General features: G+C 38.7%; 17 protein-coding genes. 6 read left to right on the top strand and 11 right to left on the bottom strand.

Annotated features, from left to right (window positions below; translation table 11 throughout):
* Positions 1-2: 2 nt before the first annotated feature.
* The 6 genes from PQ456_RS16170 to PQ456_RS16195 form a co-directional block, all read right to left on the bottom strand.
* On the bottom strand, positions 3-806 hold the full coding sequence (locus PQ456_RS16170; protein ID WP_273613213.1) for a hypothetical protein: 804 nt from the start codon (positions 804-806) through the stop codon (positions 3-5).
* Entirely contained in the window at positions 799-1,515 is a 717-nt protein-coding gene (locus PQ456_RS16175) for a DUF4274 domain-containing protein (protein WP_273613214.1), read from the bottom strand. The genes PQ456_RS16170 and PQ456_RS16175 overlap by 8 nt, the downstream gene beginning before the upstream one ends.
* 59 nt (positions 1,516-1,574) lie before the next feature.
* Positions 1,575-2,348: a hypothetical protein gene (locus PQ456_RS16180; RefSeq protein ID WP_273613215.1), complete on the bottom strand. Its 774-nt coding sequence runs from the start codon at positions 2,346-2,348 to the stop codon at positions 1,575-1,577.
* Between the two features lie 136 nt (positions 2,349-2,484).
* Entirely contained in the window at positions 2,485-4,110 is a 1,626-nt protein-coding gene (locus tag PQ456_RS16185) for a DUF1593 domain-containing protein (protein ID WP_273613216.1), read from the bottom strand.
* 229 nt (positions 4,111-4,339) lie between these two features.
* Positions 4,340-5,083 carry a TerC family protein gene (locus tag PQ456_RS16190; protein WP_204823128.1) on the bottom strand — a complete coding sequence of 248 codons (744 nt, stop codon included), beginning with the start codon at positions 5,081-5,083 and terminating at the stop codon, positions 4,340-4,342.
* Positions 5,084-5,553: 470 nt separating this feature from the next.
* Positions 5,554-5,964: a DoxX family protein gene (locus PQ456_RS16195; RefSeq protein ID WP_274172150.1), complete on the bottom strand. Its 411-nt coding sequence runs from the start codon at positions 5,962-5,964 to the stop codon at positions 5,554-5,556.
* Positions 5,965-6,180: 216 nt separating this feature from the next.
* Here PQ456_RS16195 and PQ456_RS16200 point away from each other — a divergent pair, with 216 nt between their 5' ends.
* Together PQ456_RS16200 and PQ456_RS16205 are read left to right on the top strand one after the other, a co-directional pair.
* Positions 6,181-6,711 carry a helix-turn-helix domain-containing protein gene (locus PQ456_RS16200; RefSeq protein WP_273613218.1) on the top strand — a complete coding sequence of 177 codons (531 nt, stop codon included), beginning with the start codon at positions 6,181-6,183 and terminating at the stop codon, positions 6,709-6,711.
* A 160-nt stretch (positions 6,712-6,871) separates the two neighbouring features.
* Positions 6,872-7,501, top strand: coding sequence for a YfbR-like 5'-deoxynucleotidase (locus PQ456_RS16205; protein WP_273613219.1), 630 nt, complete (start codon positions 6,872-6,874; stop codon positions 7,499-7,501).
* A 67-nt stretch (positions 7,502-7,568) separates the two neighbouring features.
* Here the strand turns inward: PQ456_RS16205 and PQ456_RS16210 are convergent, their stop codons facing one another.
* The 4 genes from PQ456_RS16210 to PQ456_RS16225 all read right to left on the bottom strand — a co-directional run bounded on the left by PQ456_RS16210 (position 7,569) and on the right by PQ456_RS16225 (position 10,696).
* Positions 7,569-8,030: a hypothetical protein gene (locus PQ456_RS16210; RefSeq protein ID WP_273613220.1), complete on the bottom strand. Its 462-nt coding sequence runs from the start codon at positions 8,028-8,030 to the stop codon at positions 7,569-7,571.
* A gap of 40 nt (positions 8,031-8,070) precedes the next feature.
* Complete coding sequence (locus PQ456_RS16215; RefSeq protein WP_273613221.1) at positions 8,071-9,384, bottom strand: YncE family protein; 1,314 nt, start codon at positions 9,382-9,384, stop codon at positions 8,071-8,073.
* 147 nt (positions 9,385-9,531) lie between these two features.
* Positions 9,532-9,834: a hypothetical protein gene (locus PQ456_RS16220; protein ID WP_273613222.1), complete on the bottom strand. Its 303-nt coding sequence runs from the start codon at positions 9,832-9,834 to the stop codon at positions 9,532-9,534.
* A gap of 220 nt (positions 9,835-10,054) precedes the next feature.
* Positions 10,055-10,696: a cell wall hydrolase gene (locus PQ456_RS16225; protein ID WP_273613223.1), complete on the bottom strand. Its 642-nt coding sequence runs from the start codon at positions 10,694-10,696 to the stop codon at positions 10,055-10,057.
* A 330-nt stretch (positions 10,697-11,026) separates the two neighbouring features.
* Here PQ456_RS16225 and PQ456_RS16230 point away from each other — a divergent pair, with 330 nt between their 5' ends.
* The gene (locus tag PQ456_RS16230) at positions 11,027-11,905 is read left to right on the top strand and encodes a PhzF family phenazine biosynthesis protein (RefSeq protein ID WP_273613224.1); all 879 of its coding nucleotides are present in this window, start codon (positions 11,027-11,029) and stop codon (positions 11,903-11,905) included.
* On the opposite strand, the gene PQ456_RS16235 is transcribed toward PQ456_RS16230, so the two are convergent.
* Complete coding sequence (locus PQ456_RS16235) at positions 11,886-12,566, bottom strand: alpha/beta hydrolase (RefSeq protein ID WP_273613225.1); 681 nt, start codon at positions 12,564-12,566, stop codon at positions 11,886-11,888. The genes PQ456_RS16230 and PQ456_RS16235 overlap by 20 nt on opposite strands.
* A 128-nt stretch (positions 12,567-12,694) precedes the next feature.
* Here PQ456_RS16235 and PQ456_RS16240 point away from each other — a divergent pair, with 128 nt between their 5' ends.
* The 3 genes from PQ456_RS16240 to PQ456_RS16250 all read left to right on the top strand — a co-directional run bounded on the left by PQ456_RS16240 (position 12,695) and on the right by PQ456_RS16250 (position 15,860).
* Positions 12,695-13,483 (top strand): exodeoxyribonuclease III, encoded by a 789-nt coding sequence (locus PQ456_RS16240; protein WP_273613226.1) that lies wholly within the window; start codon positions 12,695-12,697, stop codon positions 13,481-13,483.
* Between the two features lie 62 nt (positions 13,484-13,545).
* A complete protein-coding gene (locus PQ456_RS16245) occupies positions 13,546-14,748 on the top strand; it encodes a PstS family phosphate ABC transporter substrate-binding protein (protein WP_273613227.1) in 1,203 nt (400 codons plus the stop codon).
* 131 nt (positions 14,749-14,879) lie between these two features.
* On the top strand, positions 14,880-15,860 hold the full coding sequence (locus PQ456_RS16250) for an iron-hydroxamate ABC transporter substrate-binding protein (RefSeq protein ID WP_273613228.1): 981 nt from the start codon (positions 14,880-14,882) through the stop codon (positions 15,858-15,860).
* The last annotated feature ends 14 nt before the right edge of the window (positions 15,861-15,874 follow it).

A 15,874-nucleotide genomic window follows, 5' to 3' on the forward strand; every position in this document is an offset into this window, starting at 1 on the left:
TCTTATAAATATTCGCCAAAATAATATGTTAATGCAGACGAGGAGTACCGATCTTCACCTTGCCACATAGCTACTGCATTGAAGTCACCAGAACCTCCGCGTAATTTGCGTGGTGTATCCAAAGGAACCAGCAAGCCAGCATATCCCCATATTTCCATTATCACATCACGTTCATGTTTATTAGCTGGAAAAAGGTCTTTCCAGCGCTTTTCTAATTTGCGTGCGCCTTCATCTTCATTACATTCTTCTATAGCCTGGATCATCTGCTTTAGAATATGTACATCTTCCGGTGTGACTGTGATTGCTGAATGATAGTGTTCTACAAATAATTTCAAATCTAGCCAGCAATATAGCAAATGATTCAGATGGATACCACCCCACTTGATCCGTTCAAAATTCAATACATTGATATCAACATTAGTATACTGATCATCGGACATCAATCGGTTAAAGTTACAATCTCCACAACTGCTCGTATTTGCATGTACAGCGCGTCTTTCTTCATAAGTATGTAGCGGTAGATGAACGGTTAATGCCCAGCTAGATAATATACTACGCAAATGAGTTTGACGTGTCGAAAGACTATGTAAAAAAGCTTGCACTACCTGTTCTTTGGTAATCACTTCTTGATGCAAGCGATAGATGTCTTGAATAATAGCATCATGAGTGATAGAGAGCGGATCAAACATCATGCCTTTACTTTTAGCATAGTCAAATTCTTCACCTGCAAATGATGTAGGTGCTGATTTCCATCCTTGTGCTGACCAGTATGTGTTTACTAAAATCTTTTTCGCTTTTTTATCCATGATGTTCTCCTTTGCATTCATGATCTAATAATAGGGCCAGTTCTTTCCAGCGCGGATATTCTTCGTGTTCAGCTAGTTCCTGATCTTCTTTTGCAAGCCAGTAGTCTGCTTCTAGTAATTCGTGCATATCTAACTTGGTAATAGACAGGCATAGCGGATGATTAGCAACTGTCAACATCGATTCTGGACCATCATCCCAATTATATTGATGAACTACCGCATGCAATATAACCGAAGAATCGAGTTGTTCTATTTTTCTGCATGCTACCGCCATATCTTCTTCATACAAAATAGCATCGAGCTGTTGCTCTTCTTGTGCTAACAAAATAGAGCGTACTGATCCCACTGTATCTAGCAACATATCTGCAATACCGGGATGATATTGACGTGCAAAATTCCATGGTGTCGCTAAAATACCTTGCTCTGAATCTAATCGTGCTCCTGCTTGAATCAGGGCAGTTATCACAGCCGTTTGTTTGAATTTAATCGCTTTTTTTAGAGCGGTATGTCCAAGTTTATCTTCTATTTCCAAATCAGGTTGCTTTTCCAACAGAAGCTGAATCGCTTCCAAAGACGAACGATTGGTAATCAATAACATCAGCGGAGTTCGACCACGTTCATCTTTTTGATTCACATCTAACGTCTGTACTGCTTGACGAAGCTGTTCTATATCTTGACGTTTTATTATGTCTTGCCAGTTCAATATCATATGCCTCCCTTGATGTAATAAACTATGTTGATGAGATATACATGAGATAAAGTATACATCTATAAAACAACAGAATTGACAGCAGCTTGAGCGCATTGGAGTAGCGCTGTATATAACTGTTCTGAAAGGTCACGATATTGTTGTTCTAACTGATGACTATGCGCGCTATTCGCTGGATCGTCATTCCAAGATCCCATTCCTCCAAATACCCATGCTTTGTATACAGCATTCAGTAGACGATATGCTTCTTCGGCATACACTTCTGGCAATTCAAAAGCAAGCTTAGGAGCAGTCTGAGATCCTTGCAATATTTCTATCGCAGGATTAAAAAATTGCTGTTGCCAGAATGTCTGATCAATCTGCTCTGCAAAGATAGAGATTTGTTGCAATACATGGTGTAAATGAGCTTTATATTCGCTCAGCGGCTTAAATGCATGTTGTTCTTGCCTGATGGCTTCATAAGGTTCTGCTGTATACGATACGTCCCAAGTGATTTTAGAAGGCAGACGATGCACCTGCCAGTTCGGTCTCCATACGATATCAAGCGCAGTTCCGATCGTTCTTACACCTATCGGCTTACCTCCGCCTACTAATCCACTACTTTGCCAAGATGAAGAGGGTGCCTGACTACTGACTAGCATTAAGCGCTGATATCCTGATTCTCGTAAATAATCTAACCATTTGATCCATGACAAGCTGTGCTCCTGATATTTAAATTGAATATGCATACTTTCTTGATAGATCAGCTCGGGATGAGAAGCATCTATACCCCGTATTAGATAAGCATTCCCTAATGCTGTAATCAATAATTGTTGATGAACTTCACCGTTCATATCCAATCTCCTTTAGTGTTTGATCATCCAACAGTCACAAGCAAGCAGTTATTGATTTGTTTCTATTTCAAAGGTATATTATCGCACAAAATAAGCCCACGATAAACGTGGGCTAGGTGACTCTTATCAAATCAAGTTATTGAACGGTAATGATCACACGTTGATAGTGTTTAAGTTGATGTTTGCCATGATCTTGTACTTCAGCAATGATATGAATCGTATCGCCTGCTTGAGCATCTCTAGGAATAGTGAAACCTACTGTATTCGTATTTTTACCTGTCAAAGCAATCGTATCTACTTGTTCACCTTTAGCTACCTTTTGATGTAGACCAAGCTGTAGATCGCCCGCCATATTCGGTTCTACTTTTTCAGGTGTTCCTGTAAAGTCTTGATACGTATCGGCTTCAAAATATCTCCACCACTTGTAGGTCAATTGATCACCGTCAGGGTCTGTTCCTTCAGCATGTAAAGTCATATGTTGACCCGGCATAGCTGTAAGATCTAACCCTTCTTTAATCGTTAATGTAGGATTATGATTCGCATCTGCATATTGATCCGCTACCGCCCAGTCTGCACGAGCTGCAAAATCATTTTGAATATCATCAAACCAACGCATTAATGAATATTCAGCTTCATATTGCTTGGTATAGATATCATAATCAAGAACCGTATTACGGTACAATGTATCACTGACTTGTCCAAAGCGACCGCCCCATCCACCATAGCTAGGGTCTTCCATACTGCGTAGACCATTATCGATTAGATAAAAGAATGAAGGCGAATCACCTTCTGATATAAAGTCATACTTTTTGTACTGTGGATTGTTAGCTAAATAATCTGCACTACCACGTTGTTCTTCTGCAAGTTCTCCGTCGATCATTTTGCCATCGCCCATCAGTGCATACATATCAAGCAATTTACCATGATCCTTCTGAATATTTTCCACATTCCATGATCCTTGCAATTTGTCATTTACTTTATCGGTATGCATTTTCCATGCATAAGCGAAATGCCAGAAATTCGATTGGTCATTGATAATACGAATATTGGGCCAGTTTTTGGCAATATAATGGGTATAGCTATCATCTTGATCAAGAATAATATAGAGCACTAATTTATCGCTTACTTTTTTCTGAATATCTGCCCATTCAGCTGTATCTTTGTATTTCTCTTCAATCGATTGAAGTGCTCTTGCTGTTGTATTTGTTCCACCCCATGTCTGTACATATAGATCACGTCCATCATCATCTAAAAATAACTGTTCAAGAAATTCAGAACCTTCGGTTACTTTTTTCATTTCACCTTTATCTGAGATATTACCAATCTTGGTGACACTGCGAATATAGTCAGGCGTAGGATAACCTTCTGCCTGTTTGCTCAAGTTAGGATAAATCTCTTCATAAGCATCTATCATATCAAATACCCATTGTGTACCTGTCCAGCGAAAAGGCTTAATTCCTGCTTGCTTATCTCCTGCATAATGATACACAGAACTGGTCAATACGATACCTTCAAGATCCATTTCATTGGCATATAATAAAAAGCGAATAACCGAGTTCATATCATCCACTTCACCATCTGTAGTGATCACTGTTCGAGCTTTAGCGGCTTTATTTGCGACAGGTGTAGTTACTGTAGTCTTTGTCTCTGATGTGGTCTGCTGATTAGTGCTTGCTTGAGGTACTGCTTGATTACAAGCAGTTAATGTCCATACGCATAGAAGACTAACTATTCCTACTTTGAGCCATTTTGCTTTTTTCATCGTAAATCCCCTTTTCTAATTGCTGATCGAATCAGTTGCCTGAGAACGAAAAAAAACCTAAATACATGTATCCCCCATACATATGGGCGGTACATATACTTAGGTTTTGCCTGCATCATCAGTCACAATCCGTATCCGTACAATATCATGTTCATTTCTAAATGTAAACGGTCTATTATATAGACAATAAAAAAAGCTCCTTTGCTATCAAGACAAAGGAGCTTGCTTATTATACTTTTGCTTTGCTTACTTTGATACGGTTGATTACAAATGTAATGGCGAATACTACAACCAACAGAACAAAGAATGTAGCATGTCCCATATGATAAATGCCTGCTGTGTCTAGAATCATTTTAAGTCCGATAATCGCGATAAGTACAAATGCTGCATTCTCAAGTTCAGGAATTTTATCCATCAACTTCAGAATGAATCCAGCGACTAGACGCATCATCAAGATACCCAATAATCCACCCGCAATCAGAATCCACGGGTTAGGAGATACAGCAAACGCTGCTAGAATTGAATCGATAGAGAATGCGATATCCATCATCTCTACAGTAATGATCGTACGAACAAAAAGACTCATACCGGTCTTCGCAAGTAATTTCTGTAGACCGCCTTCTTCTTCACTTTCATCATCGCCGTCTTTACTTTTGAATTTATCCCAAAAGTGTTTGAATGCGATCCAGAGAAGATACGCTGCACCGATATATTTAACCCATGCGATCTGCACAAGATAAATACCGACTCCAATAGCGATAATACGGAAAATGTAAGCTCCCCACAAACCATACAATAGCGCTTTTTTACGCTGGTGAGCAGGTAGTTTGTTAACGATAGCTGCTAATACCAATGCGTTATCCGCAGATAGCAGACCTTCGATAATCACAAGGGATAAAATAAATCCCCAGCCTACAGGTGTTGCGAATGCTTCTAAAAATGTACTCATTTCAAACAAATGACTATACGTCATTACCGCACAACCCTCTCTCTTTTCTAAATGTTTTCAAAAAATCAGATGAAGAAAAATAATTTTCTTCTATCACGCACACTATATTGTATTTGCTACTCCTATAAACTCATAAATATACTACATATTTCCTTGTTGTCAATCTGTCAATATGAACAGACATATTATCCAAATCGTGTTATCCAAGTACAAAAAAATGAATATATTATGCTATAGTCTGAAGCAAATAAAATATCATTTGAACTTACGTTATATGGATCTGATTCTTTTTACATATAAGAAATGCAACTTTTTGAATAATACGTTGGAGAAGGCAAATGGTTTCTTTTTTATTTTAAAAAGAATCTATATCCTTTTTTTCGAATGTCATGTATGTAGATATGAGCTAAAACACATGATAAAACCTCTATGCCTATACAGATGTATAAACATAGAGGTTAGAAGATAGAGATTATAATAATGGTGGAGATCGATTAACGATTAGTTGCTGATTTTTTAAATAATAATCCATCAACAGACCAGCTTCTTGTATTCGCTACAGCCAAGTAAAGAGCAATTACGATATAAGTGATATCTAATTCGTATCCTGCCATTTGACCATTGCCCATCAGACCTGCGGATAACTTCGCTGTAAAAATAGCACCCAACAAAATAACAATAAATACGATAGAGATATAACGTGTCAATAGACCAATAATCAACATAATACCGCCCACAACTTCGATCGTACCTACAACGTAAGCCATAAATCCTGGAATGCCTAGACTTTCAAAAAATCCAGCTACATTGCCAAATCCCATTTGTACTTTGCTAATCCCATGTGCTAGGAACAAAATTCCTAGTACGACTCTCATAATTGTTGTAACGACGTTAATTTTCATCATTAACAGCTCCTTTTTATTTTCTAATAGTTACTTTTATACTGTAACTTTTATTTTGTAACTATAAAGCAATATAAACATAACTGTCAACAAAAATATTATTATTATAAATAAAATATTTCTATAACTAATAAAAATGTTTCGTTTTTAGTTGCTACGGTTTATTACTTGTTGTTACAATAATGCGTAATATACTGTGAAGAAATGTGAGGAATTGGTATGAATATAGGGGCTATGATTCGTTCGATTCGTAAGCGTAAAAATATAACGATTGCTGAAATATGCAAAGAAACAGGATTGTCTCAAGGATTTATGAGTCAGGTAGAAACCAACAAAACATCCCCTTCGATCAATACATTGGAACATATTGCGCAGACGCTACAAGTGCCTTTAAGCTATCTGTTATTACAGCAAGAAGAACGGATGACTGTCGTTCGCAAAGAAGAACGAGAATTAACTTCAAGCGGCCCTGACCAACTCAAAGTCTCTCATTTGGGTCATACCTCGAATATGCAAATGATGTTAGTCGAAGTGCCTCCAGGAGCGTCTACAGGAGAAGTGCCGATAGCGCATCAAGGTGAAGAAGTGCATCTGGTCGTTAAAGGAACGATTTATGCAGAACAAGGTGAAGATCAATTCGAGTTACATGAAGGCGATTCATTTAGTTGGAACGCTTCTGTACCGCATCGGGTAAAAAATATCGGCGAAGATACTGCTATCGTGCTTATTTCTGTATATAAAGAGAAATAAAAGAAACATTATTTTATACAGCGTTAATACCCTACTAACATATGAAGTCTATAATTTAGCTTATCAATACTCTTGCTGAATATTTACATTTTTTTGTTATGACTATGTAAGTGTTCGACAAAATCTACTACTTTGATGTAGCTAAAGGATGGCTTATGTTATGGGAATTCATGCGTATTTTCGATCACTCAATGAATTAGAACGTATTATTCGTTGCCCGGGTAAATTTAAGTTTGAAGAACACAGTGTATCTGCTCATTCGTGGAAAGTAGTACAATATGCCAAAACGCTGGCTGATATCGAAGAAAAACATGGTGTTACTGTCGATTGGAAAAAGTTATACGAGATTACTAGTAGTCATGATTATGGTGAAATTTTTATCGGAGATATCAAAACACCGGTCAAGCACTCTTCGATGGAACTACGTAAATTGATCCAACAAGTAGAAGAAGGTATGGTACAGCATTTTATCGAGGAACATATTCCGGAAGATTTCAAAGCGATATTCCGTCAGCAATTACGTGAAGGTAAAGACGAATCAGTCGAAGGTTTGATTTTGGAAGTGGCGGACAAAATGGATCAGGTCTATGAAGCTTTTGCAGAATTGCAACGTGGAAATACCGAAAAAGAATTTATCGTCATGTATCGCAATGCACTCGTCAAAATCAAGCATATTGAATTACATTGTGTTGATTATTTTCTAAATGAGATTTTGCCGGATATGGTTAACGAAGAATCATTATCTCCGATTGATATCAAACGCATTACAGAAGAAGCACTGGCACTATAATCCAGCACTTCCCCCTGCTCTCTTACTCTTATGAGAGTTTTTTGCGTTGTATACATATAGCATTCTGTTACGTGTAGGTAATACTTATCGAAGAACTAGCAGAACGAGGATCATACGATGAACTAATGCTGCCATAGGCTACTTTATATTCGATATAAGGATAAGGCTTGGAGCGTCGAACATCTGGTTTACGTTCTAGTTCTTGGCGGAGCAAAGCATCATGTTCTTGCTTGCGTTGCAACTCTTTTGCTTCTGTCCAATCGTCCCAGGATTGACCATACTTTGGATGAGAAATGCTCATCATCGTCATGCGAAATACTGAATTTTCGAATAACAAAGACACAGAGAATACGTGAGAACTAATCGGTACATCTTGAAAAGAGTACCATACATAACCATTATTCATATCTCGAATTTCTGTAAAATAATCGCTATACCATTGAGATTGTAATACTTGTGCTAACGTCAGTGCTGGATATATTGCTCGTTCTTGATTTACTTCTAATTCGCCTACAATCCAATTGCTCATGAATAGACTCCTTTCTCTATACTGTACATGTTCACTTTGATTACCAGCGTAACGGTTGTTGATCTTTCCAGAGAATCCAGCGGCTCTGTTCACGAATCGGTGCTGTCCCGATCGTATACTCATCTCTAGAGCCACTTTGTAAATCAATCCAGTGTGCCATTCCACCATGTGTGCCTACGACCAGCCACTTTTCATCAGGTGATACGACAATACCTACTATCGTACTGCCTACAAAATAACGCCATATTTCTTGTCCATCATGATCGATCAAGCGCAGATATCCATAAGCATCGCCTACAATATTACCTGATTGTAATGAAGCCCCTGCATAGACACGCATTTCTTGATCCATAAGTGGTAATTCATCTTCTTCGTTGAGCACATCTTTTTGAATATCATTAAGATCTACTTTGATCGTTGCTCCATTATAAAAATGACAAGCATTGTACCATACACTTTGATTATCTTGCGTAAATAGACTGTAATGCGGATAACTGGAAGCTGGCTCAAATTTGTGTATTTTCTGCGTATACGTATCTAACAAGTAATGTTCACTCATCTGGCTACCGTAAGCAATCCAGCGACTGTCTGAAGAGACCGCTCCATGCGCCATATCAACCGATATCGTCGTATAGTCCTCTCCGTACGACTCTACCTCTTCGATTTCAGGATATAACAGATGTACTTGTTTGCCTTCGATCATATAAATACCATATGCACTGATCAACAATACTTTGGTTCCTGATGCAAATGGAATAATATCGATCAGAATATCTACAGGGGATATACAATCAGCTAGCGATTCCCAGCGTGCTAATTTCTTTTTAAGTGTCTGCTGAATATGTTCCCAACTAAAATAAGCGGTATGATCTCCATGTAAAGCAAGATCGGGGTTATGTACAACACTAATCCCTGCTGTCGTGACTTTGGCTATATACTGCTGGTCTGTAGACATGCCGATACGCAATACATTTTTAATTTCGATCAGTTGCTCTGTATTGGCTAAATACAATCGGCGATGTTCACGCGTATTGCCTGCTTCGACTACAACATAATCTTGAATATATCCTACCGGGCATACCGGTTGTAAAGATTCTTCAAATTGTGGGGTCAAAGGTGAAGATGCTGGAGGCACCTGTTCATGTAGACGCTCTATATCATCAGCTTGATTCGCTGCTATAATCATTTGCATAATATCTGGTGCTAACATAGGACGCTTGTCTTCCTCCGGTTCTGCTTGGGCTTGTTGCCAATCACTTGCTATACCAATACGTACAAATTCATTAATAGCATGTGCATATGTTTTACCTTCTTGTCGCCACTCTGATGCTACTTCTGGTTGTAACCAATCCATACTACTCATCTCTCTTTCTATTCATAATCTTATTATTATCTCAAAGTTTTTCACAAAATAAAAATAGCCCTAACTATCATTAGGGCTAAACTATCAAAATATAGATCTGTACTGTCTACTATATTCGCCTGGAGACAGTTTGCTATATCACTTAAAATACAGTTTGGAAGACGAAGAAGATTCTTTGAATGCTTGAATAAACAAAGAAGGATCATCACGAATCATATATGAAAATACGCCCTTGCGTGTATGCAAATAAAAGAATCCTTCGCCATCGCTAAATGTGCGATACGACATATCAAATACATCCAAAATAGCAAATTCTCTTCGGTGGGTCGTTACTCGATCATGATATAAAATAAGCATCCGTTCATCGATCCAATGCTGTTGTTCTTGTCCATCGATTTTGCGCTCTACTTTGTAATAAGGTTGTACCGCAATTTGATTCATATCAGCCCTCCTTATCAATATCATACAAGCTTATGGTATATATTACCCAAAGTGTGCCAAATGATCAGTCAATTGGGTAAGGAAATCATAGATATAGCCAATAAAATAGTATTATCTGTATGGACTTCTTTGGTGTAAACAAAAAGCCGCTTTGCTTTCCTGTACTGACAGAATAAGCAAAACGGCTATATGATCATAGTATTCATGTATATTGATTGGATTAGTTCGTAAATGTATGTTGACCTAAAGAAATCACTTTAGGACGTGCAATACTCCAGCTGGATGTCGCAATCTTAGGATTGTAATAGTACAGTGAACCGTTAGTCGGATCAACCCCATTTAATGCTTGTCTTGCTGCATCATAAGCCATCTGATTCGGCTTCATGCCATACTGTCCATCTTGAACAGCTGTAAATTGCCCTGGTTGTAGAATGACAGCAGAGATCGAATTAGGGAATTGATTGGATTGTACACGATTTAGCACGACTGCGCCTACCGCTATTTGTCCGCGGAATGATTCACCACGAGCTTCAGCATAAATAATTTTAGCTAGCATATTGAGTGAATGATTGCTCACTTTACCCGATGGATTGAGCTTCGCTAATGTAGCAGGGCCAGCGACTCCATCTGCAATTAGACCATGGTCTCTTTGGAAATTTTTAACGGCTTTGCTGGTAATTTGACCGTAATAACCGGTAACGCCAACATGAAAATATCCGCGTGAAGCCAGTTGCTCCTGTACCTGACTTACATGTTCATTTTGCATACCTTGTGTCAGCATTAATGCATGGGCTGGCGTAGCCACCGTAGCTGTACCGAACAAACATGCACAAGATATAAGAAGAGCGGGTAATTTTTTCATCTTTTGAGATAACCTCCACTTTGATTTTCTGACCGGTCCTATATGCCGGGCTGTCCATCCGAGAGACGTTGATCCGCCTGAATCGAATATACACGCTCCAAACGGAGAATGTAACGCACTAAAGGAGTGGGACTAAGCTGTATTAAAGCATCGGTAGGATTCTAGCATATATTTCTGTGAATAGCAATTTAGTTGCTAAAAAGAGGAATGGAAACAATATAAAATGCGTTATTGTGAACTTCTGCTATTACCTTATTACAGTCAAATTTGCTCCTTGAATCACTTTTTGATCATGATATACTTTCGTATAGTTAAGAAAGGAGATTACAAATGGACATTCAAGTGTATACATTAGATGCTTTTTCGTATCAAAATCAAGGCGGTAACCCGGCAGGTGTAGTGTTAGAAGCAAGTCATTTATCGACTGTACAAATGCAATATATTGCCAAGCAATTAGGATTTTCTGAGACTGCTTTTATTCTACCTTCTACTGTTGCTGATTATCGAATTCGTTATTTCACACCTAATCATGAAGTCGATTTATGCGGACATGCTACGATTGCTAGCTTTTACTTAATGGTAACGCAAAATCATATCGTTGCAGGTCACTATCGCATAGAAACGTTAGCAGGCATACTGGATGTGCATATTGAAGATGATCATCATGTCTTTTTGACACAGACACCGCCTCAATTTGATATCGAAATCAATCGACAAGAGATAGCAGATTCGTTAGGAATCGCTGTAGACGAATTATACGAAGAAGCACCTGTGCAGATCGTATCGACAGGATTACGTGATATTATTGTCCCTATCCGTTCATTACATACATTACAACGTATAACTCCCAATTTTGACCGTATTAAGCGTATTTCTCAAACGTATAATGTTGTCGGATATCATCTATTTACACTGGATACGCATAGTGATGCTATCGCACAATGTCGTAATTTTGCTCCACTATACGATATTCCCGAAGAGAGTGCTACAGGAACATCGACAGGGGCATTAATGTGTTATTTGCATCAATATAACTTGATTCCGGCAACAAGTACTTCACCCTTTGTATTTGAACAAGGATATACGATGAACGTGCCTTCACAATTGCTTGTTACTATACAACTGCATGATGACGGTGCTATTAAGCAGGTACAAGTAGGAGGTCTTGCCTCCAATATGCAGCAACATATTATGACTGTGGAGACGTAAAATGGTGAGTATCGATCCAGACTTGAACAGCTGCAAAAAAATCACTTTTACGCTCTGCATAACAGACTAAATGTCCACTTTTAGGTACAATAATCACTCTGGTATCCGGTGTGCCTATATGTTCTGCTAGATAAGAAGCGCTTTTCATTTTAACAAGATGATCTTGATCTCCCTGTACAATAAGTGCAGGGATTTTGATATGAGGATAGATCGTAAATGATTCGTGAACAATCCGGTAAAATTCACGTGTTGCTTTAGAAGGCACAACAAACAAATTACGGATATAAGCTTTCACCATCGGCCATTGATACAGTGTTCGAATAATCTGCTGCGGATTTAATGGAAACACAGGCGTCGATAACATTGTCAACGAGCAAATATGATTCGGATATTTCACCACTAAATGAGCCGCAATTAATGACCCTGTTGAAAAGCCGATCAGGTGTATTTTAGGATATGTAGTTAGCAATTGCTGTAATTCAACTTCAGCACTATCGATCCAATCAAGACGAGTGGCATTTCTAAGATCCGCTTTACTGCCACCATGCCCTTGTAAGGTAAACATTTTGACAGTATATCCTTGCGCTTCTAAATATTCGGCTAACGGAGAGACTTCATGTTCTCCTCCTGTGAACCCATGGATAAGCAAACATACTTTCACAATAAGCTCCTTTGGTGTTGATGAATGTAAAATATTGTAGAATGCGCTTATGAGTTCAAGCGCTAGATTCTTATCATAACTGGTTATGGTACACTATGAAAAGTCTGACAAAGGAGGATAAGTAACTTATGAAATTAATATCTTGGAATGTAAATGGACTGCGTGCCGCCGTAAAAAAAGGATTTAATGAGTATTTTGATCAGATGGATGCTGATATTTTCTGTATCCAAGAATCCAAGTTGCAAGCCGGTCAGATTGAACTGGATCATGGGGATCGGTATCAACAATACTGGAATTATGCTGTCAAAAAAGGATATTCTGGCACAGCTATTTTTACCAAAATCGCACCTCTTTCTGTTCATTACGGGCTAGAAGAGAATTTTGAAGAAGAAGGTCGGATGATCACGTTAGAATTTCAACATTTCTACCTTGTGAATGTCTATACCCCTAATGCCAAACGTGACTTAACACGCCTCCCGTATCGTTTAAAATGGGAAGATCGCTTTCGTCAATATGTTCAGCAATTGGATCAGGTCAAGCCAGTTATTATTTGCGGGGATCTCAATGTGGCTCATCTTGATATCGATGTCAAAAATGCCAAGTCTAATCATGGCAATTCAGGCTTCACGACTGAAGAACGCGGTAAAATGACTGAATTGTTGAACACTGGCTTTATCGATACATTCCGTTATTTCTACCCAGATACTACTGATGTATATAGCTGGTGGTCGTATATGTCCAAAGTACGTGAGCGTAATATCGGATGGCGGATTGATTATTTTATAGCTTCTGCACGTCTAGCTCCTTATCTTGCTGATGCTTCAATAGATCATCAGATTATGGGTAGCGATCATTGCCCGATTATTTTGCAGATAAATGATTTTACAGATGTGCCTGCAAACTCTTCAGTACAATAAATGCCAAGCTGAAAATAGGATGCACACAGAGTGGTGAATAGGATTGTAAAGGAGGATTTGGATTGAAAAGAGACAGAGTTGATCATTTTTTTGCAAGCTTTGGAGCTATTTTAGCTATACTATTTCTAGCTGTTGTAGGATTGGTGGGAGTTGCACTATTTAGCAATATGCAAAAGTTTTATATCCCTTTTATTATAGTGATCGCAGGTCTTATGATTATCGCAGTCATTCTTAGCAATATTCAGCCGATTGCTCGCCATCGCTTTTTTCCAATAGGGGTCAAGCTTTGTCTGGGATTGTTTGTTGTGATTGCTATTGGATATCATGTGAATCGTGCTTATGATCAACATCTGATTGTGAGTGAACAAGATGTAAATGTAGATGATTATCGTCCGTTTGCAGATCATAGCAAAGTATCAACACTGGACAACCCTTCTACCTATACATTGTCTGCTCAGGATCAATTACCGGTGCTTGATGGTGCAACTGCTTTATATCCACTCTACTCTGCATTTGTCAAAGCTGTCTATCCTGCTCAAGATTATGAGCCTGATGATGCGAAAAGTATTGTTCGGATTACAGGGACAGGCAAAGCATACCAACGCTTAATCAATCACAATGTAGATATAATCTTTGCTGCTGCTCCATCCAAAGAACAGCAGAAATCAGCTCAAGCTAAAGGATTACAATTGAATATGCAACCGATTGGGCGAGAAGCTTTTGTATTTTTTGTACATAAAAATAATCCTGTACATAGTCTGACTTCTACACAGATCAAGCAGATTTATACCGGTGAAATTACCAACTGGAAGCAAGTAGGTGGCAATGACGATCCCATCCGAGCATTTCAACGTCCTGAAGATAGCGGAAGTCAAGCAATGTTACGACGCTGGATGGGTGATCAGCAACCGATGACTCCGATTGTCGATGATGTGGCTTCAGGAATGGGCGGTATTATCGAACAGACCGCAGATTATCGTAATTACAAAAACGCAATTGGCTATTCGTTTCACTATTTTGCAACACAAATGAATGCCAATGATGATATCCGTCTACTCGCTATAGATGGTGTGTATCCAGATGTAGCATCAATTCGGGATGAGAAGTATCCGATTATTACTCCTTTTTATGCGATTACTGCTTCGTCTCGTAAAAAAGATACAACATCTTCGGTCAATCCCAATATTCAACCTTTTATAAATTGGATTTTATCCGAGCAAGGTCAGCTATTGGTGAAAAAGACAGGATATTTTCCGATTCGATAAAGGTGCTCTCCCTCTATTTCAAGAAAATATACAAGTTCTCTCTACTTTTCATTGTGATGATGTGCTTTTAAAGATATACTATCGATGAGGATGATAATCATTGTCAACAACTTGGTGGAGGGAACACACAAATGAATCGAAAGACTGCTTACTCTGCAACAGCTATTTTATTAAGTCTGGTGTTACTATTAAGTGCTTGTTCTTCAAGTACATCTACAACAGCACCAGCAACAAGTACTGAAAACACAGCCACTACAGAATCAACTGCTACAGAACGGACATTAACAGATGCGATCGGTAACAAAGTCACTGTACCTGCTAATCCGCAACGTATACTGGCTTCTTACCTTGAAGATCCTCTTGTAGCTCTAGGCGTTACACCTGTTGCTCAATGGGCAATTGGTGAAGGCAATACACAAGGTTATTTGCAAAAGCAGTTAGCTAACGTTCCACCGATTGATTCTACACTTCCTTATGAAGCTGTGCTGAATACCAATCCTGATCTGATCTTGATGGATAGCGCAGAAATGGTAGCTGGCGATAAATATGCGCAATACAATCAGATTGCTCCTACGTATGTAGTCGGCAAAGCGCAAAACAACGATTGGCGTCAAGAGTTACTAACGATTGGCGATGTACTTGGCAAAAGCGATCAAGCTAAAAAAGTATTAGCTGATTATGAGACCAAAGCCAAATCCGCCAAAGAACAATTGCAACAGCAAATCGGTAGCGAGTCTGCTGCGGCTCTATGGGTAACTGGCAAAAGTATCTATGTAGTCAGTCGTAATTTATCCAGTGGAGATGTACTTTATAACGATCTAGGCTTAACCGCTCCTGCGGTGGTAGAGGAAATTTCCAAATCAGGAGAAGCGAACTGGCAAGCGATTTCGTTAGAAAAGTTAACAGATCTGGATGCTGATTATTTATTTTTGATTAATAGTACCGAAAAGTCTAAAGAAGAAATCACTAGCCCTGCGGTATGGCAAAACATCCCTGCTGTTAAAAAAGGGCATGTGTACGATTTTAGCGCTGATTCTAGCTGGTTATATACAGGTGCTATTGCGAACGGTCAAATGATCGATGACGTGCTTGCAAGTGTACTGAAAAAGTAAAAAAAGAAGAAGCA

This window comes from Paenibacillus kyungheensis (assembly GCF_028606985.1).
In the GTDB taxonomy this organism is placed as follows: Bacteria; Bacillota; Bacilli; order Paenibacillales; family Paenibacillaceae; genus Saccharibacillus; species Saccharibacillus kyungheensis.

Excerpts from the sequence above, each read along its gene's own strand:
- PQ456_RS16170 (WP_273613213.1), bottom strand. The coding sequence starts at position 806 with ATGGATAAAAAAGCGAAAAAGATTTTAGTAAACACATACTGGTCAGCA.
- PQ456_RS16175 (WP_273613214.1), bottom strand. The coding sequence starts at position 1,515 with ATGATATTGAACTGGCAAGACATAATAAAACGTCAAGATATAGAACAG.
- PQ456_RS16180 (WP_273613215.1), bottom strand. The coding sequence starts at position 2,348 with ATGAACGGTGAAGTTCATCAACAATTATTGATTACAGCATTAGGGAAT.
- PQ456_RS16185 (WP_273613216.1), bottom strand. The coding sequence starts at position 4,110 with ATGAAAAAAGCAAAATGGCTCAAAGTAGGAATAGTTAGTCTTCTATGC.
- PQ456_RS16190 (WP_204823128.1), bottom strand. The coding sequence starts at position 5,083 with ATGACGTATAGTCATTTGTTTGAAATGAGTACATTTTTAGAAGCATTC.
- PQ456_RS16195 (WP_274172150.1), bottom strand. The coding sequence starts at position 5,964 with ATGATGAAAATTAACGTCGTTACAACAATTATGAGAGTCGTACTAGGA.
- PQ456_RS16200 (WP_273613218.1), top strand. The coding sequence starts at position 6,181 with ATGAATATAGGGGCTATGATTCGTTCGATTCGTAAGCGTAAAAATATA.
- PQ456_RS16205 (WP_273613219.1), top strand. The coding sequence starts at position 6,872 with ATGGGAATTCATGCGTATTTTCGATCACTCAATGAATTAGAACGTATT.
- PQ456_RS16210 (WP_273613220.1), bottom strand. The coding sequence starts at position 8,030 with ATGAGCAATTGGATTGTAGGCGAATTAGAAGTAAATCAAGAACGAGCA.
- PQ456_RS16215 (WP_273613221.1), bottom strand. The coding sequence starts at position 9,384 with ATGGATTGGTTACAACCAGAAGTAGCATCAGAGTGGCGACAAGAAGGT.
- PQ456_RS16220 (WP_273613222.1), bottom strand. The coding sequence starts at position 9,834 with ATGAATCAAATTGCGGTACAACCTTATTACAAAGTAGAGCGCAAAATC.
- PQ456_RS16225 (WP_273613223.1), bottom strand. The coding sequence starts at position 10,696 with ATGAAAAAATTACCCGCTCTTCTTATATCTTGTGCATGTTTGTTCGGT.
- PQ456_RS16230 (WP_273613224.1), top strand. The coding sequence starts at position 11,027 with ATGGACATTCAAGTGTATACATTAGATGCTTTTTCGTATCAAAATCAA.
- PQ456_RS16240 (WP_273613226.1), top strand. The coding sequence starts at position 12,695 with ATGAAATTAATATCTTGGAATGTAAATGGACTGCGTGCCGCCGTAAAA.
- PQ456_RS16250 (WP_273613228.1), top strand. The coding sequence starts at position 14,880 with ATGAATCGAAAGACTGCTTACTCTGCAACAGCTATTTTATTAAGTCTG.